33 protein-coding genes and 1 pseudogene are annotated in these 26,814 nt (G+C 37.1%); 2 read left to right on the plus strand and 32 right to left on the minus strand.

All coding sequences use genetic code 11. From position 1 onward, the window contains the following. The 3 genes from AS29_RS03645 to AS29_RS03650 all read right to left on the minus strand — a co-directional run. On the minus strand, nucleotides 1–251 hold a 251-nt coding region (locus tag AS29_RS03645), incomplete at its 3' end, for a hypothetical protein (protein ID WP_035409408.1). Then, a complete protein-coding gene (locus AS29_RS21215) occupies nucleotides 232–390 on the minus strand; it encodes a hypothetical protein (RefSeq protein ID WP_156505854.1) in 159 nt (52 codons plus the stop codon). The genes AS29_RS03645 and AS29_RS21215, both read right to left, overlap by 20 nt. Nucleotides 391–711: 321 nt before the next feature. After that, on the minus strand, nucleotides 712–1,467 hold the full coding sequence (locus AS29_RS03650; RefSeq protein WP_035409410.1) for an SDR family oxidoreductase: 756 nt from the start codon (nucleotides 1,465–1,467) through the stop codon (nucleotides 712–714). A 176-nt stretch (nucleotides 1,468–1,643) separates the two neighbouring features. On the opposite strand from AS29_RS03650, the gene AS29_RS03655 reads away from it, so the two are divergent. Next, nucleotides 1,644–2,957: a purine-cytosine permease family protein gene (locus AS29_RS03655; RefSeq protein ID WP_035409412.1), complete on the plus strand. Its 1,314-nt coding sequence runs from the start codon at nucleotides 1,644–1,646 to the stop codon at nucleotides 2,955–2,957. Between the two features lie 16 nt (nucleotides 2,958–2,973). Here the strand turns inward: AS29_RS03655 and AS29_RS21220 are convergent, their stop codons facing one another. From AS29_RS21220 to AS29_RS03665, 3 genes are read right to left on the minus strand one after another with little or no spacing between them, the layout of a single operon-like run. Further along, nucleotides 2,974–3,135, minus strand: a complete 162-nt coding sequence (locus tag AS29_RS21220; protein WP_156505855.1) for a hypothetical protein — start codon at nucleotides 3,133–3,135, stop codon at nucleotides 2,974–2,976. Between the two features lie 47 nt (nucleotides 3,136–3,182). Beyond that, nucleotides 3,183–4,589, minus strand: coding sequence for an argininosuccinate lyase (gene argH, locus AS29_RS03660; RefSeq protein ID WP_035409414.1), 1,407 nt, complete (start codon nucleotides 4,587–4,589; stop codon nucleotides 3,183–3,185). Further along, a complete protein-coding gene (locus tag AS29_RS03665; protein WP_442854514.1) occupies nucleotides 4,586–5,791 on the minus strand; it encodes an argininosuccinate synthase in 1,206 nt (401 codons plus the stop codon). The genes argH and AS29_RS03665 overlap by 4 nt, the downstream gene beginning before the upstream one ends. A 171-nt stretch (nucleotides 5,792–5,962) precedes the next feature. Between AS29_RS03665 and AS29_RS03670 the strand changes: the two genes are divergently transcribed. Next, nucleotides 5,963–6,262, plus strand: a complete 300-nt coding sequence (locus AS29_RS03670; RefSeq protein WP_035409419.1) for a hypothetical protein — start codon at nucleotides 5,963–5,965, stop codon at nucleotides 6,260–6,262. Nucleotides 6,263–6,295: 33 nt separating this feature from the next. Here the strand turns inward: AS29_RS03670 and AS29_RS22000 are convergent. From AS29_RS22000 to AS29_RS03780, 26 genes and pseudogenes are all read right to left on the minus strand, one after another. Then, nucleotides 6,296–6,367: pseudogene (locus AS29_RS22000) on the minus strand (hypothetical protein); the annotation flags it as partial. Nucleotides 6,368–6,450: 83 nt separating this feature from the next. Then, nucleotides 6,451–7,026 carry a hypothetical protein gene (locus tag AS29_RS03675; RefSeq protein ID WP_035409421.1) on the minus strand — a complete coding sequence of 192 codons (576 nt, stop codon included), beginning with the start codon at nucleotides 7,024–7,026 and terminating at the stop codon, nucleotides 6,451–6,453. A gap of 18 nt (nucleotides 7,027–7,044) precedes the next feature. After that, a complete protein-coding gene (locus AS29_RS03680) occupies nucleotides 7,045–7,389 on the minus strand; it encodes a hypothetical protein (protein ID WP_035409423.1) in 345 nt (114 codons plus the stop codon). Beyond that, nucleotides 7,382–7,831 (minus strand): hypothetical protein, encoded by a 450-nt coding sequence (locus tag AS29_RS03685; RefSeq protein ID WP_035409425.1) that lies wholly within the window; start codon nucleotides 7,829–7,831, stop codon nucleotides 7,382–7,384. The genes AS29_RS03680 and AS29_RS03685 overlap by 8 nt, the downstream gene beginning before the upstream one ends. 45 nt (nucleotides 7,832–7,876) lie before the next feature. Next, entirely contained in the window at nucleotides 7,877–8,725 is an 849-nt protein-coding gene (locus AS29_RS03690; RefSeq protein WP_035409427.1) for an FxLYD domain-containing protein, read from the minus strand. Between the two features lie 112 nt (nucleotides 8,726–8,837). Then, entirely contained in the window at nucleotides 8,838–8,978 is a 141-nt protein-coding gene (locus tag AS29_RS21225; RefSeq protein ID WP_156505856.1) for a hypothetical protein, read from the minus strand. A 70-nt stretch (nucleotides 8,979–9,048) separates the two neighbouring features. Further along, nucleotides 9,049–9,711: a hypothetical protein gene (locus AS29_RS03695; RefSeq protein WP_156505857.1), complete on the minus strand. Its 663-nt coding sequence runs from the start codon at nucleotides 9,709–9,711 to the stop codon at nucleotides 9,049–9,051. A 546-nt stretch (nucleotides 9,712–10,257) separates the two neighbouring features. Next, a complete protein-coding gene (locus tag AS29_RS03700; RefSeq protein ID WP_035409431.1) occupies nucleotides 10,258–11,616 on the minus strand; it encodes a phage portal protein in 1,359 nt (452 codons plus the stop codon). Nucleotides 11,617–11,664: 48 nt separating this feature from the next. Further along, nucleotides 11,665–13,269 carry a terminase large subunit domain-containing protein gene (locus tag AS29_RS03705; protein ID WP_035409433.1) on the minus strand — a complete coding sequence of 535 codons (1,605 nt, stop codon included), beginning with the start codon at nucleotides 13,267–13,269 and terminating at the stop codon, nucleotides 11,665–11,667. A gap of 43 nt (nucleotides 13,270–13,312) precedes the next feature. Then, on the minus strand, nucleotides 13,313–13,708 hold the full coding sequence (locus AS29_RS03710) for a hypothetical protein (RefSeq protein ID WP_035409435.1): 396 nt from the start codon (nucleotides 13,706–13,708) through the stop codon (nucleotides 13,313–13,315). Then, nucleotides 13,705–13,842 carry a hypothetical protein gene (locus AS29_RS21230; protein WP_156505858.1) on the minus strand — a complete coding sequence of 46 codons (138 nt, stop codon included), beginning with the start codon at nucleotides 13,840–13,842 and terminating at the stop codon, nucleotides 13,705–13,707. The genes AS29_RS03710 and AS29_RS21230 overlap by 4 nt, the downstream gene beginning before the upstream one ends. Before the next feature lie 231 nt (nucleotides 13,843–14,073). Continuing rightward, nucleotides 14,074–15,024: a hypothetical protein gene (locus tag AS29_RS03715; protein WP_035409438.1), complete on the minus strand. Its 951-nt coding sequence runs from the start codon at nucleotides 15,022–15,024 to the stop codon at nucleotides 14,074–14,076. A 43-nt stretch (nucleotides 15,025–15,067) separates the two neighbouring features. Beyond that, nucleotides 15,068–15,247, minus strand: coding sequence for a hypothetical protein (locus AS29_RS03720; RefSeq protein ID WP_035409439.1), 180 nt, complete (start codon nucleotides 15,245–15,247; stop codon nucleotides 15,068–15,070). A gap of 12 nt (nucleotides 15,248–15,259) precedes the next feature. Then, nucleotides 15,260–16,072, minus strand: a complete 813-nt coding sequence (locus tag AS29_RS03725) for a hypothetical protein (RefSeq protein ID WP_035409441.1) — start codon at nucleotides 16,070–16,072, stop codon at nucleotides 15,260–15,262. A 203-nt stretch (nucleotides 16,073–16,275) separates the two neighbouring features. Continuing rightward, a complete protein-coding gene (locus AS29_RS20910; protein WP_231889901.1) occupies nucleotides 16,276–16,455 on the minus strand; it encodes a helix-turn-helix domain-containing protein in 180 nt (59 codons plus the stop codon). Between the two features lie 83 nt (nucleotides 16,456–16,538). Next, complete coding sequence (locus tag AS29_RS03730; protein WP_035409443.1) at nucleotides 16,539–17,399, minus strand: SU10 major capsid protein; 861 nt, start codon at nucleotides 17,397–17,399, stop codon at nucleotides 16,539–16,541. Between the two features lie 57 nt (nucleotides 17,400–17,456). Continuing rightward, nucleotides 17,457–17,864, minus strand: coding sequence for a hypothetical protein (locus tag AS29_RS03735; protein WP_051860746.1), 408 nt, complete (start codon nucleotides 17,862–17,864; stop codon nucleotides 17,457–17,459). A 16-nt stretch (nucleotides 17,865–17,880) separates the two neighbouring features. Continuing rightward, a complete protein-coding gene (locus AS29_RS03740) occupies nucleotides 17,881–18,168 on the minus strand; it encodes a hypothetical protein (protein WP_035409445.1) in 288 nt (95 codons plus the stop codon). Further along, on the minus strand, nucleotides 18,168–19,472 hold the full coding sequence (locus AS29_RS03745) for a hypothetical protein (protein ID WP_035409447.1): 1,305 nt from the start codon (nucleotides 19,470–19,472) through the stop codon (nucleotides 18,168–18,170). Before AS29_RS03745 ends, AS29_RS03740 begins: the two co-directional genes overlap by 1 nt. A 9-nt stretch (nucleotides 19,473–19,481) precedes the next feature. After that, nucleotides 19,482–19,832: a hypothetical protein gene (locus AS29_RS03750; protein WP_035409449.1), complete on the minus strand. Its 351-nt coding sequence runs from the start codon at nucleotides 19,830–19,832 to the stop codon at nucleotides 19,482–19,484. Then, nucleotides 19,832–20,047: a BhlA/UviB family holin-like peptide gene (locus AS29_RS03755; protein WP_035409450.1), complete on the minus strand. Its 216-nt coding sequence runs from the start codon at nucleotides 20,045–20,047 to the stop codon at nucleotides 19,832–19,834. Before AS29_RS03755 ends, AS29_RS03750 begins: the two co-directional genes overlap by 1 nt. Nucleotides 20,048–21,190: 1,143 nt before the next feature. Then, entirely contained in the window at nucleotides 21,191–21,631 is a 441-nt protein-coding gene (locus tag AS29_RS03760; RefSeq protein WP_051860747.1) for a hypothetical protein, read from the minus strand. 1,232 nt (nucleotides 21,632–22,863) lie between these two features. After that, nucleotides 22,864–23,058, minus strand: a complete 195-nt coding sequence (locus tag AS29_RS03765) for a hypothetical protein (protein WP_051860748.1) — start codon at nucleotides 23,056–23,058, stop codon at nucleotides 22,864–22,866. Further along, a complete protein-coding gene (locus AS29_RS03770) occupies nucleotides 23,055–24,080 on the minus strand; it encodes a tyrosine-type recombinase/integrase (protein WP_035409452.1) in 1,026 nt (341 codons plus the stop codon). Before AS29_RS03770 ends, AS29_RS03765 begins: the two co-directional genes overlap by 4 nt. A gap of 114 nt (nucleotides 24,081–24,194) precedes the next feature. Then, a complete protein-coding gene (locus tag AS29_RS03775) occupies nucleotides 24,195–25,382 on the minus strand; it encodes an acetate kinase (RefSeq protein WP_035409454.1) in 1,188 nt (395 codons plus the stop codon). A gap of 229 nt (nucleotides 25,383–25,611) precedes the next feature. Next, entirely contained in the window at nucleotides 25,612–26,802 is a 1,191-nt protein-coding gene (locus AS29_RS03780) for an NRAMP family divalent metal transporter (protein ID WP_035409456.1), read from the minus strand. Between the last annotated feature and the right edge of the window lie 12 nt (nucleotides 26,803–26,814).

The raw sequence follows: 26,814 nt of genomic DNA on the forward strand, positions 1-26,814 counted from the left end.
CCGCTTTGTCTGACGATTTTGTCTGACAAACGACAGGATGGCCGCTTTGTCTGACGATTTTGTCTGACAAACGATGAATCAGCCAAACTCTTTTTTCCAGCCGTTCCTTCTCGTTTTCCAGCCGGACTTACTTGCTTTCCGGCCACTTCACCTGATTCCAGCCGATTCCGCCACCTTTCCAGCCATACTCGTTTTTCCAGCCGTTCCTTCTCGTTTCCCGGCCGAACTTGCTTACTTTCCGGCCACTTCACCCGTAATTCCAGCCGATTCTGGAGCCTTTCCAGCCAAATTCGTTTTTCCAGCCGTTCCTTCTCGTTTTCCAGCCAGACTTACTTGCTTTCCGGCCACTTCACCTGTGATTCCAGCCCATTCCAGCGCCTTTCCAGCCAAACTCTATTTGTCTGACATACGACATAATGACCGCTTTGTCTGACAATTTTGTCTGACAAACGAAGGACTGGCCGCTTTGTCTAACAAATCGGATCTATGACAAATCCCCGTTCCTCTACAATTACCCCGCTTCTAAAGCTTCCCCTGTCCTGATCGTTGCTTTAAATTTCATCTTCATATATTTTCTGCTCAAATCACTTGGTCTTTCTCCATCATATGAATGTCTATCATCATTGGAAAAGCTGCTTGCAAAAAAGGGCGGAATAACGAGAAAAGAACGGACTCTCATCTTTTATGAGTCCGTTCTTTTCGTTAGTTTCCTTATTTTCGTCTAAGTACATCTGCTCCGCCATTTGCATCGATAATGGCGCCTGTGATGAAGTCCGATTGGTCGTCGCACAGGAACGTGATAATGCGGGCAATGTCTTCCCCTGTCCCAGACCGGCCGATTGGGGTATTTGGGTCATGCTGGCTGCGGGCGGAATCAATTGTGGCTTCTTTCATGTCTCCCATAATATTTCCCGGGCAAATCATGTTAGCGGTGATCCCGTTTTCGGCTTCTTCGTATGCGATGGATTTCGTCAGGGAAGCAAGACCTGCTTTTGAGGCGCTGAAGGCGGACCTATGCAGCCATCCAGGCGCGCTTGCTGCGTCCTGAAATCCATATGTAATGAGGCGGCCGAATTTCTGTTCCCTCATAATGGGCACTGTTTTTCTGAAAAGGTGAAATACGGAACTTAAATTTCCTTCGATCATGCTGTACCATTCATCATCTGAGTAATCGGCCAGTTTTTTTCGTTCGAATATATAAGGCCCGGCGTTGTTGATGAGGCAGTCGATTCTTCCATAGGCTTGCATCGTCGTATCGATAATGGCATCCAAGTCGCTTTTTTTGGTTACATCTCCTTGAAGAAGAAGCAGCCTCCCGGATAGATGCTGAAACTCATTTTTTAATGCTTCTGCTGCTTCCCGATCGCTTCGGAAAGTGGCGGTAACCGAGTACCCCTTTTGAAGAAAAGCTTCAGTTACTTTTTTTCCGAGTCCCTTTGTTCCGGCGGTAATGATGGCGTGCTTCATCGTCTAAGCTCCTTTCGAGCTGTGGTTTATATAAGGAATATATTGTATCCTTTTTGCATTGCTGTAATAATAAGGTGAACCTTTTAGCAGAAGCTGCCGATGCGTTTTATATCCGCTCCCGGCTCCTCTTTAAAAATAATAAACGGTTCTAAAACATCTGGAGGCAGGTTACTGGGATGATTCCAATTGATAAAAAGCCTCTGTACGGCCTTGAGCGCTTCGGACTTGAAGCGGTGCCCGCAGAGCTTAGAAAAACGGGTTGGATTGAGTATTTCATTATCCAATTTGCTTTTTCATTTAATGCCGGCAATGTTCTGCTGCCGGCTTTGGCTGTTATGGAAGGAGGGCTGAGCTTCAGTCAGGCATTCTTCAGCTGTATTGCAGGTGCCTTTTTAGCCTTTCTGCTTGTATCTTTTCTGTCATTGCCGGGTTCTGTCAGCGGTCTTCCTGCTCAGTATGCGATCCGGAGTATTCTCGGGAGCCGCCTTGGGCAATACGCCGCTTCTCCCGTTCGTTCTTTAATCTCGCTCTACTGGTTTTCCGTTCAGACGATCGGCGGAACGTGGATGCTGATTGAAAGCTTGAAAAGATTTGGTGTTCAGAGCCTTTCTTTTCCTTTGGCTGCTGCTGGACTTGGAGCCATAATGATCGGGATTACAATTGTAGGTTTTCATGCTGTGAAAAAGGCCACTGCCTATTTCCTTCCTTTTTTACTCGCAGGAGAAGGAATCATTATCTATTTATACTTTACTACAAATATGAGGGTAACTGCATCTGTAAGTACTCAGAGTGCAGACAGTGCGGGAAGTTTGACGATGCTGCTGTTTGCGAGTCTTGTTTTTGTCCAGTATGTAGCCGGTGTAAGTGCTTCTGCCGATATGACCAGATATGCCAGATCGCCACTTCACGGATTTTGGGGAATGTTTGCGGGTAACTTTATCGGGTTTTCGATGACAGCTTTTTTAGGTATCTTCAGTGCTTCTTATTTTGCTGAAATGAATCCATTTTTATCAGCATCAAGGCTTACAGAATCATCCTTGCTTTTCTCTATTATTCTGGCTGCGTCGATCCTTTCGCTCATTTCAATCAATTTAAGCAATGCATACACGGGAAGCTTCAGCCTGCTGAATATATTCCCTTCCCTTGGAAGAATTAAAAGTGCGGTCTTATTCGGAACAGCCGGTATTATCCTTAGTACGATGCCTGCAGTAGTTACCGAGGCAAAAAGCTGGATTTCGATCCTCGGCAGTTTATCCATTCCGTTATCTGCTGTCATCGTATCCGATTTTCTAACGGTAAAAAAAGGAACGATATCTGATAAGGATCTTTTACAAATGGGGAGTGTTAACAGGCAGGCTGTGTTTTCTATGGCGGCAGGAATTCTTATTTACTGGCTGGTCCCTTCAGGCACTGGTCCGGGTTTTATCAGTTTTATAGCAACATGTGTACTTTATATCTTAATCATTCAAAAAAAAGCTGGCACCGATTGATGCCAGCTTTACTCATTTAGATTTCATCTGCTTTTTCTGCTTGATCTTGGGTAAAATTTTCATCAAAATTCTGCTCTACGACTCCGCTTTCGTATGCATTTTTGATTTGATCTGACGTTTCCTGATCTGCTGCAGAATCATATTGAATGGACGAGTTTTTCGGTTCTTGTTTTTTCACAGGACAGCCCTCCTCAAGGTTAATGGGTTCCTGTCCTAGTGTTTGAGTTAAGTCGCGTTCGCTTGCAAGGTAACATTTTCCTTTTGGAGCTTTGAATAGGCTTTTTCAAGCGCAGCCTTCACTGCTTCAAATCCGGTTCCGCCTGCACTCATCCGTTTGGCCACCGCCTCATAGGGATCAATGGCAGCATAAAGATCTTCACTGAAAAGCCCTGACGCTTCCAGGTAATCTTCCAGCGAAAGGTCTTTTAAATAACAGCCTCTTTGAATGCATTCATATACGAGTCTTCCTGTTACTTCATGCGCCTCTCTGAATGGCATGCCTTTTTTCGCAAGATAATCGGCAAGCTCAGTGGCATTTGAAAAATCTTTTTGAACGGCAAGGCCCATGTTTTCTTTTTTAACCGTCATGGTATCTACCATACCTGCAAAAATTTCAAGACTGCCCTCGACCGTTTTCACAGTGTCGAACATTCCCTCTTTGTCCTCCTGAAGGTCTTTATTGTACGCAAGAGGCAGCCCCTTCATCACAGTTAAAAGAGAGAAAAGGTTCCCGTAAACCCGTCCGGTTTTCCCTCTAATGAGCTCTGCCATATCCGGATTTTTCTTTTGAGGCATCATGGAGCTTCCGGTTGCATAGGTGTCATCGAGCTCCACAAACTGAAATTCCTGAGAGCACCAAAGAATAATTTCCTCACATAATCTGGATAGGTGCATCATCATGATGGAGCTATTGTTTAGAAATTCCAGGATGAAATCACGGTCGCTGACGGCATCCAGGCTGTTTTCGTAAATCCCGTCAAATCCAAGAATTTCCGCTGTGTAGGCACGGTCGATCGGGAATGTGGTCCCAGCAAGCGCTCCAGCCCCAAGAGGCGATAGGCGAATTCTCTTTAGAGAATCACGGAAGCGCTCCTTATCTCTTTCAAGCATCCAAAAATAGGCAAGCAGATGATGAGCAAAAGAGATAGGCTGTGCTCGTTGCAAATGGGTGTAGCCCGGAAGAATCGTATATATATGTTCCTCCGCTTTTTGAACCAGCACCTGCTGAAGTGCTTCAATTTTCGTAGTGATGATTTGAACATGGTCATTCAAGTAAAGATGCATATCCGTTGCAACTTGGTCGTTCCGGCTTCTGCCGGTATGAAGTTTACCGCCAACCGGTCCAATTTCATCAATCAAGTGTTTCTCAAGGTTCAAATGAATATCTTCGTATCTGGCTGAGAAAGAAAGCTCTCCATTTTTCATTTTGTTCTGCAATGTATGAAGGCCATTCTTTATAAGCTCTGCTTCGTTTTGAGTCAAAATCCCGGTTTTTCCAAGCATTTGCACATGCGCCAGTGAGCCTTTTATATCTTCTTCAGCCAGCTGCTGATCAAACCCGATTGAAGCGCCGAACTCATCTACCCACTCTTCAGGGGTTTTCTGAAATCTGCCTCCCCATAGTTTGGTCATGCTTCCACCTTCTTTTTATTTTGAACCATGCTGCTTACCTTTGTCGGAAGCCCGTAGAGAGAGATGAAGCCGACCGCAGCCTGATGATCGAAAGCATCCTCTGCTGTATAAGTAGCAAGTTTTTCATCATATAGTGAGAACTCGGATTTACGGCCTTCCACAATTGCGTGGCCTTTAAAGAGCTTCACACGCACAACCCCTGTCACATGCTTCTGAGTTTCCTTCAGGAAGCTCTCCAATGCAGGCTTAAGCGGTGAAAACCAAAGGCCATTGTAGATGAGCTCTGTCAGCTTCTGCCCAATAATCGGCTTAAAGTGGGCTACCTCTTTAACGAGCGTTAAATCTTCAAGCTCTTTATGTGCCTTCAGCAGCGTTACCGCTCCGGGACATTCATAAATTTCTCTCGATTTAATTCCGACCAGGCGGTTTTCAACGTGATCGATTCTTCCGACACCGTGCTTTCCTGCTAATTCATTTAAATTTAGGATGATTTCAGAAAGGGAATACTCGACTCCGTTAATCGCTGCAGGAACCCCTTTTTCAAAGGTCAGTTCGATGACATCCGGCTGATCCGGAGTTTTTTCAAGCGGAGCAGTGAGATCATAGGCCTCTTCAGGCGGCGCGGCCCAAGGATCCTCCAATACTCCGCATTCGTTGCTGCGGCCCCATAGATTTTGATCAATTGAAAACGGGCTGTCTAATTTAATGGGAATCGGGATGTTATGCTTCTGGGCATATTCGATTTCTTCCTCACGCGACCAGCTCCACTCGCGTACCGGTGCAATAACTTCCAGGTCAGGGTTTAAAGCCTTAATAGACACTTCAAAGCGCACCTGATCATTTCCTTTCCCTGTACAGCCATGGGCTACTGCAGATGCTCCTTCTTTTTCAGCTACTTCCACAAGCTTTTTTGCAATGAGAGGGCGTGAAAGAGCGGATACGAGTGGATACTTTTCTTCGTAAAGCGCATGGGCCTGCAGGGCAAGCAGGGCATATTCTTCTGCAAATTCTTTTTTTGCATCAATGACGTACGATTCGGACGCACCGACCTCTAATGCTTTGCTTTGAATGAATGCCAGGTCTTTTCCTTCTCCAACGTCGAGGCAGCAGGCGATAACATCATAGCCGCGCTCCTGAAGCCATTTAATTGCAACGGAGGTATCCAAACCGCCGGAATATGCTAATACTACTTTTTGTTTCATTGTAATCTCCCTCTCTGTATATCATTGTATAAAAATACTTTTATATTTATAAAAATACATCTTAGAGAAGACTTTAACAAGGATTCGAACCTTTTTCAACCCTTAAATGCAATCTTTTCGTGAATTTTTATATAAAAGAATGTATGCTCATACAAAAGGAGGGATTTTAGTTTGGGACCCGATTTCATTTTTGATAACCGTCTTGGCATTCACATTCCTTCAAAATTTCGATCAATGAAGGATCGGTCCATCATGATGGCTGAATGGGAAAAGGTGAGAGGCAAAATTCCGGATCGGATTTCGGAGTTAGAGGATTTAATTAGAGCGAAGCAAAGACTTATGGACAATGAGGAGCATTTCGAAACGGCCTGCTTATATAATTCAGAAATAGCTGGGCTCGCTTCTGTTATTAACGATCTTTGGCTCTGGTACAGAGCTGCTGATCCTCTTGCAGGAAAAGCTCATCATTAAAAATAGCCCCCTGCAAAGGAGGCTATTTTTACATTATGTTAAACGCATAACATCGCGTGCAATCATGACTTCTTCATTCGTCGGAATGATCATAACTTTAACCGGTTCTAAAAACGTTGATTTATCAACCTTTATTCATGTTTTCTAGGTTAATAATATCATTTAGGTCATGGTTAGTAAAGGAATATTTATACAGTTTTGCAATTGCAAATCATCAATCCACTTTGAGTTAAATCAATGTTTTGTACAGTCCACTTTTTATCCATACTTGGAAACTTAAAATTAATTTTAATCTTTTCCTTATTAACTTTATTGTCCTGAAGCACTAGGATTATTTCATTCACTGGTACTCTGATTGCATCTGTAGAATTTACAGAGAACGATTTATTATCAACAATTGCATGAACATAAGTTGGTTCACCAACAATCTCCTCAAATACAGCCCTTCCTAAATCATCATATCCTAGAAATTTACCGTTTGTTATTTCTCCAGGGAATTCAATTACATGATTACACTGTCTCATAAGGGCTTTATACTTGGCTGTACGCATAGATGAACTCTCGGTAATTGTAAGATATTTAAAGGTCTTATAATCGACTACAGAGCCTCTAGGCACGTTTTGAACCGTATGTATATATCTTTCTTCCTGTTCACTTATTAATGGATTAGTAATTATTGCTTCTGTTTCTTTGTCATTAACTTTAACTTGTTCTCCATAGTCCATTATTATAGAAGAAACTAATGATTCATCAATGAGTTTCACTATGAAACCTCCTTTCTATTACCCGTTGAACAGCATAAAGAAATTGGATTCATTATTGACCTGTTCATCCGTCTTCATTTTTCTAATTTTACTTTCCAATTGATCAATACGAGCCATTAAATTTTCATGAAAGTCAGAAACCGTCATATCGTCTACTTTTACTGTTCTCATAAGGGATGGATTATTTGCAATTGATTCTAGGATAGATAGTGCTGCAGAGTAGATATTTTTCTTATTAGTGGCTGATTGAGGATTATATTCAGTTAGAGAATCAATGTCATTCTCTTGAAGATAAATAACTTTCTCACTTTGATCTAATTCAATCCCTTTGATTTCTAAATCCAATCGTTCTAAATTAATCATTAATATCATTCCCTTTGTTATATTGGTAATCATGTTTAATATCTACTGCAAATGCTTCAAGCGTTTCATCTGTTACTGGAAAACCTAGTGATGGATTTTCAGCCCTGTCTACCTCATACCATATACCGTCATTATCAAGTAAATATTTTCTGACGATATTCTTAGAGTGCCTTTTCATAAAACCTGAAATGTAACCTGCTCCAGATACTTTTCTGAAACTTTGATGTTCGATTTTAGATGTACATTCTTGATATGGTAAGTGTTTATGGAAATAAGTTGATAAGCGACCAATGAATTCATCATATTTAACTTTGTACATTGCATCATATTGATATTGTTGCATTCTTAACATCTCCTTTGAAATTTGATTTTGTTCTTGCGGTGAATAGTTTCGTGATACTCTTCTTCGGTAAACATCATGATAATTTGAAAAATCTTTCATTGTTTTTCCCTCCACAAAATAAAAAAGCGTCCGAAGACACTTTCATTAGTTAAAATCCATTACATCTACTTTACACCTTTTGTATTTGACAGAACTTCTTAATTTAGTCATAACTTCAAATGCTTTTTCTTCACCTGGCAAAATACCCTCATCACCTGCTGCATAAGTAGTATCCGTGTCAATTACGTTGTTTGATTCATCCAAATAACTAACTTTCAATTGTATAAATGAATATTTCTTATCTCCATTATTTCTAACAGCACCAGTTACAATGTTATAATCACCATCTAATTTATAATCCACATCTGTAACTTGGAGAATAGGTGTAGTTTTTGCTGAAGTTGTTTCAACTTTATCTGACCCTGATTTTTCAATAGCAGAAGCATTCAATTTTTCTTCTTTACCGTGTCCATCATTATAAGTTATCACGTAGTCTTCAGGTTGATATGAACGATCATAATCCGTTGTGTAGTAACCATCTTTTTTCCATTCAAAGAGACTAATACCATCTAAACTACAATACTTTTTATAACCACACGCAAAATTAATTCCATCATTATTTTCTGTAACCATCATTGCTGCTTTACTAATCAAAGAAGCCTTTTGACTGTTATCTAATTCCGAAAAATTTGCATTTACAGATGATAATAAATTGTAAGGGTATGAGGTCAAGCCATTATATTCAACTGATTCTGCGTTCTCATCTTTAGAAAATTCAAATGAAGAAAAATACTTGCTTAATTCTTTATCTTTGTTTAATTTTTCTTCAATTTTGTCCAATGTAGACTCATTAATCGCTACATACGTGTAGTAATACCAGAATCCTACACCTATCAGTCCTATAATAGTAAAAACACCAAGGGTACTCCTATATTTTCTAAATAACTTTCCCATCATACACCCCCTATAATTTAACAGTTAAATAATACCATGAAATTATATGGAATATTCATTATTTTCCAATTAAATGCACAAAAAGACACTCAAATGATGAGTGCCTAGAGTTTTATTTCTTACCTTCTTTTTCTCTCTCTTCCCTTTTACGTTGTTCTCTTTCTCTATTAGCCTTTTCCTCTTGCTCTCGTCTTTGCCTAATTAACTCCTGTTGTTGTCTTGATAAATGTTGAGTGTCATATCCAAATCCCATGATATCACCTCCCTCTGTCCAATTTATTTCGACATTTAGGGAGAAAATACCTTGTTAAAAATAGGTAATTTTATTTATCCTTTATAAAATCATGATGTTTTAACTCATATATGTCATATAAAACTCTATTAATGATTTCAATAATTTCAAATAATTTACTGTACCCTGGACTTTGAATATTATGTATGGCGTTATTTCCAAATTTGATAACACCTTGTAAAACTAATGCTTGAGGAAGTAAAATTAACCCGTTCTCGAACAAACCAAAAATTCTCCCACCAAGACTTGTATGTTCTCGTATTATATCTTTATTGTCAGGTAACTTTACACCGTTTTTATCATACAAGTGCCCGCCTTTTATATCTAAGTGTGAGCAAATTCCCTCAAGTAATGTTCTTAGCCCTGCAGTACATAAAATAGCATGTTTAAAAGAATAAGATTCTATTATTTGATCATATAAATTAGATAAATTTTTAGGAACATTTCTAAATTCTTGAGGGGTAATTTTAAAAGGCCCTTCCATTGTTTCAAGTATAGGCTCAGGAGGATACACAGTATATAACCTACCCCAAACGATTTCATCACCGTTCCATTCTGAAGTCTCATCACCCTGAAAATCCTCAACAAAAGAAATAGAATCACAACCTAAACATTTAGTAATGTGATACTTACATATCCAGTGTTCATGAGATTCTTCATCTGCATATTCCTCATAAGTATTAATTACCGACATATTCCTTTTTCCTTTACATTTCCTGCAATAAATCTTTTCACTAAGAATATCCATAGTTTCACATCCGTAAAATTTATGTAACCATTTTACTATATTTTCCTTGGGTGTGTAAAAGGGTATGTTACGGCACTCTTTTTTTCGATTAGGGGTATTTATATAAGCAATCCTCATACATTTTATGTATATTTCATTCAAATTTGGTTTACATAATAGCAGGAATAGTCAGTAACTAATTTCCATAAATCCTTATATATCAACGTTTGTAGCACTTGAATTTTTTCTCAATTATACGCTATTTTATACACCCTTGATATATCAACGTTTGTGGCTCATAAGGTGCATGAAATAGTGAATAAAACTTTTCTTTTATTAGGTTTCATAAATCTTAAAAAATGAGCCGTTATCTCAAATTTGTGATATCTTTTTGCTGACCCCTGTATTCCATTCTAAGCCTCGGCTGCACTGACCTCTGTATAACAATGTAAGCGCAAAGCAACATATACTCTACGCTCACAAACCCTTGCTATACCTATGTTTTCATTAACTTTACACTTCTTCTTCCATATCTTTACCAACTTTATCCACACTATCCACAACTTGTTTTCCTCTGTCCTCACTCTTAATCTTATTCAATTCCATCTGGACATCAGTTGTATATGGACTATGAGACAAAATACTCTCTAAACTAATCGCTGCCATCTCATTCAATGACTTCAGATTTTCAATAATCTCTTTATCATTAGCCGGTCTAGCATACTGGAATACGCAATCTAGGCTCTCATATTCGTCTTCATTAAATTTGATACCTTTGTATCCAAGTAATTTTCTAACCTTCTCAAAACGCTCTTCTAGTCCCTCACGCATGTACTGTTCATTCATTCCCGCTTTAATATCAGCCAATGAGAACAATAATTTAATACTTACCTCAGACAAGTTACTAATGTCTGTCTTATTCATACTGACTGCAGGTGTATTGCTTATATCTAATAAGGATTGAACCAACGTCTTATAAATGGTTTGGAATGATTGGTAATCCAATTGATTACTTACCATCTTGAAGTCACTACCATCATCCAATTGAATCCCTTGACCAACAATATAAGATGAGATACCTTCACCCTTTAACTGCTGTCCAATGGCTACAGGGATAGGATTGTGATGCTTATAGAAGGAATCAGTAAACTTACTAATCAAATCCTCCATTGAATCAAGAATAGTTATCCAATCCTCTAACTCTGATCTACCTTCATTAGTATCTAACTCATTTAAGTTATGATAAACAATCGGTAATCCACTTAGATTCGCATATTGTCCTATCGACTTTAAGTTTCCACCTAGATTGCTGTACTTATAAACAACCTCATCAGTGAATACTGTATGGTAATCTACTCCATCAAGCACATAACTCTCAATAAAGCAGAGTAAGTTATTCTCGTTATCATAAATAGGAAAGGAAGTAGATGGATCAATTAATTTACTTTTAATTACACCTTTATCCATATAGACATATTCAGCACACATGCCATACTTATTTACCTTATCAAGTATCTGAAGGTTTAATCTGTCATATTTACCTTTCTTACTCACCTTTTGATATTCCTTTACTACTCTTTCATTACCAGTAAGCGTAATAGGATTCTGAAGCAAGTAAGACGTTTGGAAGTTAAGTAAAGTCTTAGCATATTGAAGAACAATCTTTCTCGGCTCAAACTCTTTACCATTGTAGTTATAAGAAGGTGATTGAAGAATCTTATGCTTACCACTTAAATAATCCTTCAAATTCATCACTTCGTTAACTCTTGTTTGTGCTGCTACAGTACTAACTTCTTCTAAGAACCATTCAGGACGGTTCTCATGATAAACTCTTACATACTGTTCAAATTTACTTTGTAACTCGCTTTTCACCACTTAACCTCCTAATTGAAAGAAGGTCAGGTTCACCAAGAACCTAACCTAAATCTCAACATAATATTTTGCTTGTTTCATTGCCTGACAACTCATAGCGACACTAATTACTAAGTCATCATGGAGATTCTTGCCCTTTTTATTGCCTAGTTTCCCTTGATTTTCTTGGTAAATTTTCATCTCTTCAAGCGTCTGGATACATTCTATATTGATGAGTCCTAACTCGAAGTTTTCCTTTAAATCATTTATTAAAATAGGCTTAGTTGCTGTAGTAGTCATAAAGCCTAATTGAAGTTTCTTTTTGCCCTTCTGATCAAATATCTTCTGCTTCAAGAGATTCATGTATCCATACTCTTTCCTTAACTTCTCAAGCAATGGCAATCCGTAACTGTTTCTCTCAACGCAAATGTAAGCATAATTAAAAAACCTGCCTAACTCGTTCACTAATTCAGCGAACCTGTAGACAGGAATATCATTTGCATATAAAGAAGCCATTTGTTGCCCCTCTGAATTGAATATACTCATGGTTGAATTATCATTATCCCCACCAGTACCCGAAGCAACGTCAACGCCTCCATAGTGCCTTAATGAGCGTTTAGGAAGGTGATAGATAAACAGATTCTTGTTGATCAGAGGCTTTAATTTGTCAGGTAAATCATTATAAATTTCTTTCGTTTCCATCGGTTGAATAGCAAACTGCAACCGTTCAATAATCTTCTTAGTATCAAATACGGCATTATTACTTTCTGCAAAGGCTTCATCAGGGGTTGTAGGGAATTCCCTTTGAAACTTTTCTAATGAATTCGTCTCTATGTAATACCTTCTAAACATCAATTGTCTGAAGTTTGCTTTGTATTCTTCATACAATATTTTCTCATCGTGTTCAAGGTCGTTCTTGGACATTCTGCGCCCTTTATTATGAACTTTAAACCATTCCTCTGCTTCATCAAAAGAGTGCTTAAATTGCTTACTGTAAGCCTCTGCAAGCCATGAATAGAAGTGTGCCTTCCATACGCTCTCACGTCCTCTGTAAGCCTTCTTAAACATCTCCTGATATGTATTGAACCCTAGTGCTGTAGACTCGATAATAATCTTACTGTACGGGTTCTTAGCAAGTGCTGGAATGGCTGTTGCAATAATTTCTTCCTGGGCTTCATTTGGATACTTAGCCATCTCTGAAAAATGGATTAACTCAAATGTATTCCCTGAAATACTATCCTCTCCACCTGCTGTAGCAACTACAATCCTTGAGCCATTTACCATATAGATTTCATCTCGGTTGCTGATTTCTAACTTAGGAAATAGAGTGGGGTATTTATCATGAGGAAGTGAATTATACATCTTTTTAATCCGTCTTAACAAACTCTGAGTAACCTTATTATGCTGAGTCATAATCATATATGAGGTATCAGGTTTAGTGATTGCTGAATACAACATATAAGCCAGTGACCACGTAGTGAAGCCTATTTGCCGCCCTTTGAGAATGATATTATATTTAGTCATTTCTTTTGTGAATTGTTCCTGTTCTGGATTAAGGATGAATGGAACACTTTCACCATTATTATCTATGATTTTAATGAAATTCTTTGCAAATAAAGGAAATGAGTCCATTACCTTTTTCAATTTTTCTTTGTTAGATTTTATAATAGCCATTTATTCACCCCCAATATCAAAGGAGGACTTAGAATCGTCCTCCTCAATCAAGCATTAATCCGTCATCTTCTTCTATTTCATCTTCTACACTGTTAAATGTTTTGGCTGCCATTTTAGCATTGGCCTGTATATCCTTTTGCAAAGTTAAAAAGAGACGAATTGATTTCTCGTCTCCCTCTTTGGCTTTATTCACCGTTATTTTATATATCTCGTCAAAATCATCAGCAATCTTACTTTCCAGAAGTAGCATGAGCAAGTTTTTATATTGTGCTGTCCGTTCCCATTTAACAAATCCATCAAGGCTCTTCCTGTTTACTTCTCTCATAAAGTCCTCTGCTGACTTCTTAGGCAGATCACGTTTAAATCTAATGTCATGTTTCCATGAGAAATATAATTTCTTTTCATTGGGTAACTGTTCCAATGCCTCGTATATATTCATTCTGAATCACCATCTTCAAATTTCTCAAATTTACCTGTTAACTTCATTATTGAAAATTGCATAGATTCAATCAACGATACAAACTTTTCAACGTCTTTCTTAATATCAGTCATAGATTGGTTAGTTGTTTTCATAATAAATTCCTCCGATTGTTTTATAGAATATAAATAGGACTAGGATTAACCTAGCCCATAAAGTTGAATTTTCTAGAAACCCCTTTTTTCGCGGTACTTTTTACATAGATAAGAAATATTGTAGATTATTATTAATTGTTAACTATTAGATAATATATATAACAAAAAGTTGAATTAAAAATTTGCCAACTCTATGTTATATGTTCCGCAAAAAACGGGGTTTGTGTATTTTTAGAAATTTGACGGTAAACCCTGCAAAGCATCTTCAACCATTGCATCTTGTAACAGAGATTCTTCTTTCTTTTTATAAAATGCTTTTTCATTGGTTACTTTACGCTTAATGTAAGTCTGTTCTGTATCACTAAAAGCAATATAATCTTTAGTTATGTATGTATTGGCAAGTCTTTCACTTTCCTTCAGTCCAATAACAAATTCCTGGTTAACTATACACAGAATCATCCTGTGCTTTTTTAAGGCATCCAAGTATTTATCCAAAGTACGAGGTTTTAACCCTGTTTCTTTGGCAAGATTCGTTAGTGAAACATCATATCCACTCTTAAATATTTGATTTTTACTTTTCAAATAAGAATACAAGAAAAATCCAGTACAACCTATTTCACTTTTGCTCATAGAGAAAAGAAATACTTCTGATGGGATCATATGAGTTTTTTCTACATCATAGAAAACCCCATTTGGATGACCTTCCTCATATGCTTCTGCATCTCTGTGAAAGTGTTTGACCGGAAACTTTATTTTAATGTTTCTTCTTTTACCGTAAAGTACTGTTTCCTTATCATCTGGATCAACATCACTTACCATATAAAATTCTATTTCATCATTTTCATACTTTTTATACGTCCAAGATAAAGGATAGTCACTTACAGTCATGGTATACCCCATTTGATCCAAAAGACCGTTCTTCTTGATAATGTAATCTATTTTTTCATAATTAGGTTTGTACCCTAATATTTGCTTAATAGTTTTTACACTTATCTCAAATTGTCCATATTTAGCATACCTAAACAGCCAAGTAATAAGATAAATATAAGCATATGCAAAATAGATATGTGCTGAAGAAGTAAAATCACTTTCCTTCAAGTCATCAAATATTTCATTTGGCATAAACAATTTATCCTCGTTTTCATTCCAGTTAGTTATTCTAGCAATTTCTTCAAATGTCATGGTATTTCCTCCGATTACTTTTTAGATTATTTATTGGATTGAATTAGTTTTTGTATTGCTTGTACTCTTCAAGTGCTTGCTGCAACTCACTATTGATGTAATAAAGTGAGAACATTTTTTGTGATTTTGGCTCAATTGCCACGCAAATGAAGTTGATTCCTTTGGATTTAAGGAAATCCGACACGTTTTTGTTATAAACAAAATGAAAATTTGATCTGTTCACCTTGCTACCTCCTCACTGATGGTATGTATATTTGAATTTTTTCTTACCTGTTAAAGCAAATGAGATTACATTAGAGAGATTGTCTTTAGATTGTGTTTTGAATGTTTCACCGTATCCGCTCATAAACACGTTCCTTAGCGTAAATTGCTGTTTTGGCAACTCTAAAGGCATACCAAAAAGCCCCTGCAATTCTGCAAGGGCTAGTTTGGTTTCTAAGTATCCATCATTATTTAGTTTTATTTTCTCTTTAGTCTTATATTTACCTTGAAGCATCTCGTACTCAAATTTGTGAGTAGTGTTTAGAAGATCCAATAATTCTTCAAAGCCAAGCAATTTTAAATAAGCATTATGTACTTCTTTAAATCGGTCATCATAATGTCCAAGATAACTTGAATCTATGCAGAGTAAGAGCATTTTACCTTCTTTTGTTTCTGGAAGAGGTAAGCCGTAATAACTCCACATAGTTAGAACTGTAGACATAGCATACTTTTTGAAGTAGTTACCGCTATGAACCTTTAATAAAGCGTTAATATTGGCTGTTTGCGGATTAACATAGTCATCCTCATTAATCCTAACAACATGATTACACCAACTTTTACCCTTATGAAGGGCTAAATCTACTCCAATTGCTTTCCGTTCATCATTTCTATCTGCTACAAATATTCTGTTAAAGTTATAAAAGTAATTAATTTCATTCCCTTTGATGTACTTTTCAATTGCACATCCTAATAGTGAATCTAAATCATCTGATAGCATTAATGAATTTTGACCTTTAGTATAATCTGAACACCATTCTGGAAATAAAACCTTTAATTTTTCGTTCATATCTAGCGAAAGATTGAAAATCTCCCACTATCCTTCAGTTGTGTTAATCCTATGTAATTTGTATCGCTTATACTCCTACTTAACAAATTTAAGTAGAGTCCTCCTTTTAATCCTCAGTAATCCTTATTACTGACGCTAAAAGAAGGAGTTGTGGTATAGCGAATTTCTTTGTAATTCTTTCACTTTTTCACCTCATCTTTCGATTATTTTTTAGAATCTATAATTTCTCTATATCTATGTAATTTTGTTTCTGATAATTCACATTCACCTAATTCATAACGACTCAATAATGACTGGCTACACCCTATTTGACTCGCTAGTTTAGTCAGGGTTAATTTCTTACGCCTCCTTCTCAGCAAGTATTCTTCCTTTTGGTTAATCACATCTTATTCACCCCTTTCATTTAATTTTGTATATAAAAAGAGGATACAAGCCATAAGGCAAGTACCCCCTTCTTGTTATGTAATTAAGCAGTTACTACTTCAAAAGAAGCAGCCGCTTTATCGTTAAGAAGATTAATTCCTGCTTGAGTTTCAAGGAATACAGATTGCTTAGAACCACTTACTGCTTCCACTTGAGCATGGAAAGGAATAAGTACAGGCATTTCAAGGTAATCAGGATTTACAACAAACATTTTATTGTTGCCTAGTTCTTCACATAGAGCAAAGCGTACAGTACCGAAAACAGTAATGTATTCCTCAATGTCAAATCCTAAGAATTTATCACGAGCGAAGAATTCTACAGAACCAGTTTCATTAAGTGCTTTTTTCAAACGTGCTGGAAGGAAACAGATAAGGTTCTCAGAAACACCTGCATCATAAAGTTTTCCAATCATTTCTTCAAATGCGTCACCAGTTAATGCACTTTTAACTTTATGTGCTGCATTGATTTGTGTAAGGATACCATCAGTTGTATAAGTAGCAGTAGCAGAGTTATAACCTTTTGTACCATGTAGAAGTTTATTTTCCATTCTGCGCTTGATTGCTTTAGACTTCTTATCAACTTCATGAGCCAATAGATCAGAAATACCTTTAGCATTTGAATATTGAGCAGTATTAGTAACACTAGCAAGATTAGCGAAAATCTCAAGGTAGTTATCTCTTGGAGCAAGAGTGTCTTTCTTAAATACAGGTGCATCTCCACCTTCTGCAAGTGTTACCGCAGAATCACCAATCTCTTCTGTAATCCAGTGTACTTGAGGTGCTGTAGCCTTTACTGCTTTTGATAGCATAAAAGTTGTAAACGGATTTTGCTTTTTATTTACCTCAATTAGAACGTCTTTCAAATCATAATTCTGGCCTGCTGCGAAATCTTTACTTGTAAACATATAATCATTCTCCCTTATAGTTAGTTTTATTTTTTATAAAAAAGTCACTAATCAGAATCAAATTCCGAAAAGCGACTTAATCATTCCTTTTGTATTACCTGTTTGTTTTGCCTGGTCATATTGAGTTGTTTGCTTATGGTCGCTTGGCACATAACCATTGGCAACTTTAAACTCATCCATTAAGATATTGAACTTCTCAATCTTTTCTTTGAGTTGATCAGTATTTTCAGCCACAAAAAAATCAGCAAACTTTTCAAGCCCTGCTGATTTCAACTCAATATTAACTTCTTTATTCCATAGTTCTTGTTGCTTTTCTTGTAATGCTTTTTCTGCTTCTGATACTTCTTTAGGTTTGAATTGTAAAAGTTCATCCCTTTCAGATTGAATAGGGTTTAATTCCTTTTCAATCCACTCTTGCTTTAATGAATCTAATTGCTCTTGAGTAAAACTAATTAGTTCTGACATTTTTTAACCTCCTCGATTATTTACTGAATTGAACTTTCACCTTTCCTCTGGCTAGGATAGGTTTATTGTTGTAACTGCCAGCAAACTCGAATACAAATGACTCGTTCAATCCACTGGCAGTAGTTTCATAGTCATAAAAATAGACACCAACTTTTTCTCTGTTGCTGTCTGCAATAGGTATAGTTTCAAGATGTAATCCTGTCATGTCATAAATACATAACTCAACATTCTCAGGATCAACTAAATTCCCTGAAAATGATTTAAATTCTACCTTTAATCTAACTGTGTCACCTGAAAGTACCATTAATCAATCACCTCCCAAGAAGAAGGATTTTCCATATACGATACTTTACTTATATTTTCAATCATATAAGCCCTAGACGGGGTTTCTAGAGCATATACATGAGCATTAATAACTCTAGTACTAAGAGGATAAAGGACGCTTATATCGCTTCCTAGAGGGCTTAACGAGGACAATAAATGCTTAAAGGTTTTACTTTTTCTTTCAACTGATGATGAAATTGGATTTATAAAAGTTATCACGTTGAACTGACCACTTCTAACAGTTCTAGTGGACTTCTCAGCGACTGAAAATATAGGCAATCCATAACTCTCAGACAATCTTAAAGTCGCTATATGACGCTCAGAATTAGTGTAAACAGGTTGTTGGAATGTCTCTAATTGTTTAACAGATTTCTGGCTTTTGGCTGCTAGAGAATTTGTAGAATTTGTATAGGCATTAACAGAAATTGTTCCCTTGTTTGCAACTATAGGTACTCCAAACGCTCTCAATGAAGGGTAATCATTTTTGATTAACCATGTGTTTGTAAAATCCCAATTTGTATATGTGGATTGGTTTTTCATTTCAATAGTTGTCTTTCCGGAAATACCTATTGTAGGTGAAGTTTCTTGGTTAGAAGATTGTTTATCAAAAAAGCAGTTTTCAAACAAAATATTCGAATTACTTCTGATAAAACCTGCAAAGCCACTTTTACCGTTATAAGAAGATGAATTAGTGTATATTACTCTTCCAGAACTGTAGGAATTCCTAACAACACTATTACTATCTACTGACCCTATTAAGCCCCCACCATAATACTCTGAAGTGATTGTTACTTGATTACTTGAGTAACAATTGTGAACTATTCCTGTATCAATCTTACCGATCAATCCACCAGACTCATCTTTTGCTTTAACACTTCCATTGATGGAAAAGCAGTTCTTTATAGTTGCTCCATAAGAGAAACCTACTAACGATCCTGCATAACTACAATTCCCTGCATTATTAGTATTTATTTGAACATTCTCCATACCAACATTTTGTAAAGTTCCGTTATGGAATTGTCCAAACAAACCTAAATAAATTTCATTATTGTTCTTGTTTACAGTTAAGTTTTTAATTCTAAATCCCTTACCATCAAAGTTTCCAGAAAAACCATTAACCCAGTTATTCCCGTCATAAAAAGAGATAGGATTCCAATTTCCCCAACTACTCATATCTATATCGTTGCCTAATTGATATGAAGCCGTTAAGTTATTCCTTACATTGTTTAAGTCGTCTGGTGTTTTTACTATGTAAGGATCAGATTGTGTTCCTGCACCTAACATTTAAACCACCTAAACTTTCGGTACTTGAATAGAATGAATAACTGTAAGTTCATCTTGTGCTGTTTCCATTGTAAAAGGTGAAAAGGATTCTACACTGTAAGCATTACCACCTGAAGCCACACTGTAAATGGCACTAGAAGCAAAAGTCTTAGGAAGAGTCATTCCTGAATCAGAACCTTTAACTATCACTTGAAGTTTAAGGGTTTGACTTCCTGCAGTATGTTGCCATGTCACTCGACTATCTGTTGGAGACAGACGTATAATTGCAACTCCTGAATTATCTCTTAATTCTATGTACTTCCAATTACTTTGAATAAAATCTCTGATACTCTGATAACCTTGTATATTTATTTCTGCCATTATTTAACCCCCTTCAATTGTGTAATTTGGCTTTCTAATCGTTCAAGTGAATGAACAATGCGATCCTGTGCTTCATTTTGTTTCTCAATTTGAGCAATTAACTTTTGTTCCCTTTCAATCGCTTCTTTTCTCGTACTAGTTAGCAGCCATATAAATAAAACTGCAAACACCCCTTGTGAAGCAAATTGTTCGATAGGAATGGTAGTTAAATCCATTTTAAACACCTCCCTGGGCGGATTAATCGAAGACATACGAGGACTCATGTATAATTATGAGTAAAAAAATAGGAGTAGCCCTTGATGGACTACTCAGAAAGAGGAGGTTGTAAAAATGAAAGAACCGTAAACTAGGCTCTAGATACTGGAAGGGGAATACCCTTCATTCACTGTCATTGTTTAATGGCAGCCAATGAAACTTACTCTATATTCATAAGTACTGTTTACCTGAATTCCTTACAGTTACACTGATATCAAGGGTTTAAAGGCTTGTCTAAAACTCGAGAAATATATTTTCTTTTGTACTTGTATATCCACCCTGATAAATACCACAGAACTACTTCACACACTTGCTTCCATATACAAAAATAGACTCATAGTCTTATAAATGTTGATTTTAAAGGGTTCGTGACTAATTCTATTTGGTAAAGTTTTCTTACTCCCCAATAGGGAACCAATTTCTTCATGTGAAAAACTCATTAAATCCTTGCTACTATTGAGTTTATCATCAGTGAGTAATAAACTTTTGTGACTTTTTCGGTTTATTTTAACCACTATTTTATTACCTTCCCTTAAAGACGATTATCTCTAAGAAGAGAATATGCCCCAAAAACCCTTTACTATCAAGGTATGAAGGCATCTTGTTCTATTTAGATTAAGATTTATTTTTGCTATTCAGCGTTACAACTCATATCCACCCTGATAAATACGTTCTATTTGCTAACATTTTTCTTTCTTCCATATTACAAAAATAGACCCATATGCCTATAAGTGTTGGTATTAAAGGGTTTTTAGCGAACTCTAAGTGTCCACATTATTTTTATCGTTTTTTACTTCTGTATCCCTTCCCTTAAAGACAATTATCTAGATTACGCAAATCCCTTGCAAACCGTTGGTACATAAAGGGTTTTAATATCTTCATGAAAAATCATGGTGTTCGTTTTGCTAACCTTCCTTTATAGGAAATTATCTTTATAACTATAAGATGTTAGAAACACTGATATAGCACCGTTTCTACTAAAATGAAAATTTAATCATGTTTATTTTCGCTAGTCTTCCTTTATAGGCAATTATAAGAATTAAAAGAAAGGTCATAAACCTTGATATAATAGGAATAGCGACCCATGAATGGAACGCTGAGTTTCATGAACCACTATTCTTCTTATTAAATTTTATTTTCCTTAATTTAGCCTTTTCTTTTTTTATCTCTTCTTGACACTCTAAACATTGCGCCTGTCTTTGTTTGGTAGGTTCAAATCTTTCATTACACCTGTCGCAAAGAATACTATTTCCTAAATTCTGTTTTAAGTTTGAAACCATTACATCACCAAAACTATTCCATAAAGTAGTTTTATGACTTGATTTCTTTTGGTTATACAAATACTCCACTAACACATTAGTTACATGCACCGGATCATTAAATACTTTTAGGATTTCTTCTCTTATGACTTGATAAACATAGGTATAATTTTCTGAACCGCCATCTGACTTATTCATCATAAACCGCTTTTTCTTATCTAATTCTTCGTATTTTTCTATGATTTTCAAATTAATATTTTGCAATTCTAATGGACTTTTCTCCACTTTCTCACTACCTTTCCCTTATGACGATTATATGCAATTAAGTAGTAACCACCAGAAAGCCTTATTCTATACTGTTTTGTGTAGCATACCACTGAAACTGGTTATTATTATTTTCGCTACTTCTTCATAAGTACTATTTACCTGAATATCTTATAAACCCATTAGTATCAATATCTTAAAGAGTTTTCTATTTAGGTAGCATGGTTCTTTTACTCCACTCTGATAAATACGTCCTAATGCGTTACATCTCTAAATTTCTTCTCTTTATCATAAGTACTGATTACCAACTTTGCAACTGAACTCAATAATATCAAGGGTTTGGAGTGTTTTCTATTTATACACGCTTTCTCATTTGTCTGTACTTAATATCCACCCTGATAAATACCATCAACTGTCCACACAGTCACTTTGTACCCACCCTGATAAATACCACTCTATTATTGGACATTCCTAGTTCTTCTTTTACTGTCTCTCCATAAGTACTCTTTACCTCAATTGCTCAGAAATCTCTATATATCAACTGGTTTCGCAGTGAAGTTTGTGTCCACGTTTTCCTTTTGAACCATTTAAAAACTCCTGCTCTGATCCTTGCCTTCACATTAACCCTTTTCCAATATTCCAGTAAAAGTTTTCCTTATCTTTATCACGTTTTTTCGCCTTAAAATTTGACTTGGCACTTAGGCTCTTTTACTTTTGGTTGAGGTGTATGGACAACGGCTTGGAGGCAAAGTTGTTGCCTATGTTCAAATGACAAAAAATCAAATGAACATAGACAACGACACTTTTGTATATCGGGTTATGGAATCCGTATTGTATAGCCCCTATTTGTCGAGGATATTAATCCTAACAAGCCTACTGTCAAAAGTTTGCCCATGACAGGAAAATGTGGCTTGTCTTGCTGGTATATCTACCTCAAACTTTCCACCGAACCGTTAAAGGTCGTTCGCACCATTCAGCAACAGACATAAATAGGGAAATGTCACTTGTTGCCTATCTCCATTTCTTCGCTTTGGCTGGATCAATACCTGACGTAAGTTATTTACTTGTGCTTAACGGCTACTCACAAGGGAAATCCCCTTCATGCTTCCTAAAAAAAGACAATAGGAAACTAAGCCCCTTGATAATCTATTTTTAAAATTTTATAATAAAGGGGCTGAAAGGTGTATTCCTATTCAGTTTTAAGTGAATGAAACAAACAGAGGCTTGGTGCAGCGAACACCTTGCCTCATTTTTTATTCTGGAAAGAAAGTCTTCACTTCATTTCTGAAATAATCAAAGAAAACAGCCATTTCCTCCCCGTTTCTATCTACAATACGCTTACCATAGGGAAGTACTTTAAAGTCCACTACTACCACACTAGACACGTCAAAATTAGCGTTAATCCAGTCCATTACCTTCATTTCATACTCATTTATAGTTGCGATCATTTTTTAGTCCTCCTTGTTTTCCTTTTATCTGATTCCTCAATTAAATTTAATGGTGAGTATTGTGCATGTTGCTGTTTAACTGTCTGATCCAAGATGTGAGCATATCGAGAAGTAGTAGTTAAATCTGCATGACCTAAAATCGTTTGTAATACACGCATTGATCCATTTTGTCTAAGAAACATTTCTGATGCCGTATGGCGAAATAAATGGGGATGTATTCTTTTCTCAAATCCTGCCCGTTTAACAATTTCTCGAAAATGCTTTCTGAATGTATCTGGCTTCAAAGGTTTACCATGATTGGTAAGGAAGATATATTGACTGGCAAACTCTTCTGTTTCCTCATTCAGTTCATGAATTAGTTTCAATGTTTTTCTAGTAACAGGTACAATTCTCACTTTGCCATTTTTGGTTTGCTGAAAAGTAACAAACTTCTGTTCATGGCTAACATCTTCTTTTTTGAGGGAAAGAACCTCATTAATTCTTCCAAAGGAATCAAGGAGAACATGTAAAATGACGTACTCTCTAAAATCGCTGTATAACCCCTTATTTAATACTTTGAAGAGTTTCTTTATTTCAGGAATAGACAGGGTTTCGATTTTCTTTTCTCTTTCCTTTAAGTTGTTCATACTCTCAAAGATGTTCTCTTCTACAACTTCTTCACCAACTAAAATGTTAAACGCTGCCTTTGCATAGCCAATATAGGTATTAACTGTCCCCTTAGAAACACCTTTTGGCTTCGACTTACGGTACTTGTGATTCTTAAACTGAATCTTTTCATTCAACTGCCAATACACAAACTCTCTAGCATCATCAGCCGTTAACATGGCAATATCCGTTTTCTCTCCAAAGAATTGATCAAAGTCATTGAACACTTTTTCATAATTCATAATGGAATTTGGACTTAACCCTTCAAGTTGTTTAATTTTCAAAACAATATTTCTTGCGTCATCAATGCTAAAAACCTTTGATGCTAATTGATTAGTGTATCTCTTTGTTTTTCTATAAATTGGATTTTTAGACACTAAAAAAAGCAACCTCCCTTCATGTTTAGAACACGAAAAAAGGTTGCTTTCATTTGTTTTTAGGTAATGGTTAGTCAGACGCAATAATTTGCAAGAAAGCCTCTACAAAGCCTATTATAGAGCCATTCGCATAACATCGCGTGCAATCATGACTTCTTCATTCGTCGGAATGATCATAACTTTAACCGGTGAATGAGGATAGCTTACGAAGCGATCGTCGCCGAATGTGTCGTTCAGGGCTGGATCCCAGTAAATACCCATGAATTCAAGGCCGCGCAGCACGCGAGCACGCACCTCTGCACTGTTTTCCCCGATTCCGGCAGTAAAGATAATCGCATCCACTCCGCTCATGCGGGCAGCGTAGGAACCGATGTATTTATGGATACGGCTTGCAAACACCTCAAGAGCCGTCTCCGCCCGCTCGTTTCCTTCTTTTGCGGCCGTCGTGATGTCGCGAAGGTCGCTTGATAATCCGGAAACTCCAAGCAGTCCGCTTTTCTTGTTCAGGATATTCAATACTTCATCTGCAGAAGATCCTGTTTTTTCCATGATGAATGGGATAAGCGCCGGATCGATATTTCCTGACCGTGTTCCCATTGCAACACCTGCCAAAGGGGTGAAGCCCATTGACGTATCAATAGATTTCCCGCCTTCAATGGCTGCAATACTTGCACCGTTTCCAAGGTGGCAGGAAATCAGGCGCAAATGCTCAAGAGGTCTGCCGAGCATTTCGGATGCACGTTCAGAAACGTATTTATGAGATGTTCCGTGAAATCCGTATTTACGAATGCCGTATTTTTCATAATACTCGTATGGCAAGCTGTAAAGGAAGGATTGATCAGGCATCGTCTGATGAAAAGCCGTATCAAATACTGCTACAGCCGGTACGTTTGGCAGAACTTCCTGGAATGCTTTAATTCCAACAATATTGGCAGGGTTGTGAAGAGGCGCCAAGTCGGAAAGTTCTTCAATTGCAGCTAACGTTTCTTCCGTTATTGGAGCAGAATCGCTGAATTTTTCGCCGCCATGTACAACCCGGTGGCCGATTCCTTCAATTTCAGAAAGAGAAGAAATGATATGAAGATCCGTTAGCTTGGAAAGAAGAATTTTAACCGCAACCGCGTGGTCCGGGATATTTGTTGTTTCTGTTTGCTTTTCGCCATTTACAGTAATGGTAAATGTAGCATTTTCAAGACCGATTCTTTCTACAAGCCCTTTCGTTACTACATCTTCGCTGGGCATATCAAACAGCTGGAATTTAAGAGAAGAACTCCCAGCGTTAATCGCAATTATTTTAGCCATTATTACCGCTCCTTTAAGTAATCGTACAAGTTGAACGATCTATTCTTATCATTCGTTAAAGATCCGAAAAATATCTGACTTTTCCATTTAAACATTGCCCGGAACACAATGCAATATAAACCGGTACATGCAATCGTTTACAGATAAAAGTCATTGTTTTCGGACTTTTCCTGATATTTGGGACAAGTAAAAAAGCAGCTTGAGGGATTTCCCAAACTGCCTTTATGAATCAGAAAAGCTTTGAAAAGTTTGCTGTTATCGTAGAAATGCTTAAGAAAGCCATAACAATAACGATAATAACACCGAATATCGTAAGGACAATAGGATGTTTATAATCCCCTACTATTGTCTTTTTGTATGCTGCTATAAGCATTACAGCCAATGTTATCGGCAAAATGAGACCATTTAATGCCCCTGCCAGCAAAAGAAGCTGAACTGGATTTCCGAGGGCAACAAAAACGGTTGCAGAAATTAAAATAAAAACAATGATCGTTGATTTTTGGTATTTCTGAATAACAGGACTGAAGGTTTGGATAAAGGAAACAGACGTATAAGCTGCACCGATAACCGAAGTGATGGCCGCTGCCAGCAGGACAACACCGAAGAATTTATATCCCATATCTCCTGCAGCATGCTGAAACACAGATGCCGGCGGATTGTCTTTGCTGATTGTAAGTCCCTGTGCAACAATTCCAAGAGATGCAAGAAAAAGGAAAATCCTCATAAGTGATGCTACTGCGATCCCTGTAACAGCACTTTGATTTACTTGGTTCAGGGCATTTCTACCTTTAATACCTGCGTCTAGAAGGCGATGTCCTCCTGCAAATGTAATATAGCCTCCCACTGTTCCCCCTACAAGAGTAACAATAGCGATAAAATAATCTTTTTCGGTATCCGGCATGAATGTTTTCGTCACGGCTTCGCCAATTGGCGGCTGGCTTGAGAACGCTACATAAATCGTAAGAAGGATCATCATGAAGCCCATTACTTGGGCAAACTTGTCCATAAGCTTGCCGGCTTCTTTAAACACAAAGACCATAATGGCAATCGCGGCTGCTATGATAGCGCCGAGCTTCTGGTCAATTCCGAAAAGCACGTTGAACCCAAGTCCTGCTCCCCCTATATTTCCAATATTAAAGGCAAGCCCGCCAAATACGATGAGAACGGCTACAAAAATCCCAAGACCTGGAAGTACCATATTAGCAATGTCCTGCGCCCTCTTTTCAGAAACGGCAATAATCCGCCATACATTCAGCTGCACCCCAATATCCAGGATGATGGTAATTAAAATAACAAACCCAAACGAAGCAGCTAATGTTTCCGTATAAAAGGTTGTCTGGGTTAAAAACCCAGGCCCGATTGCTGAGGTTGCCATTAGAAAGGCAGCCCCCATTAGTACACTTAAACGATTTTCTTTCATATAAATCCCTCC

Source organism: Bacillus sp. SJS (genome assembly GCF_000732485.2).
Lineage (GTDB): Bacteria > Bacillota > Bacilli > Bacillales > Bacillaceae > Metabacillus_B > Metabacillus_B sediminis.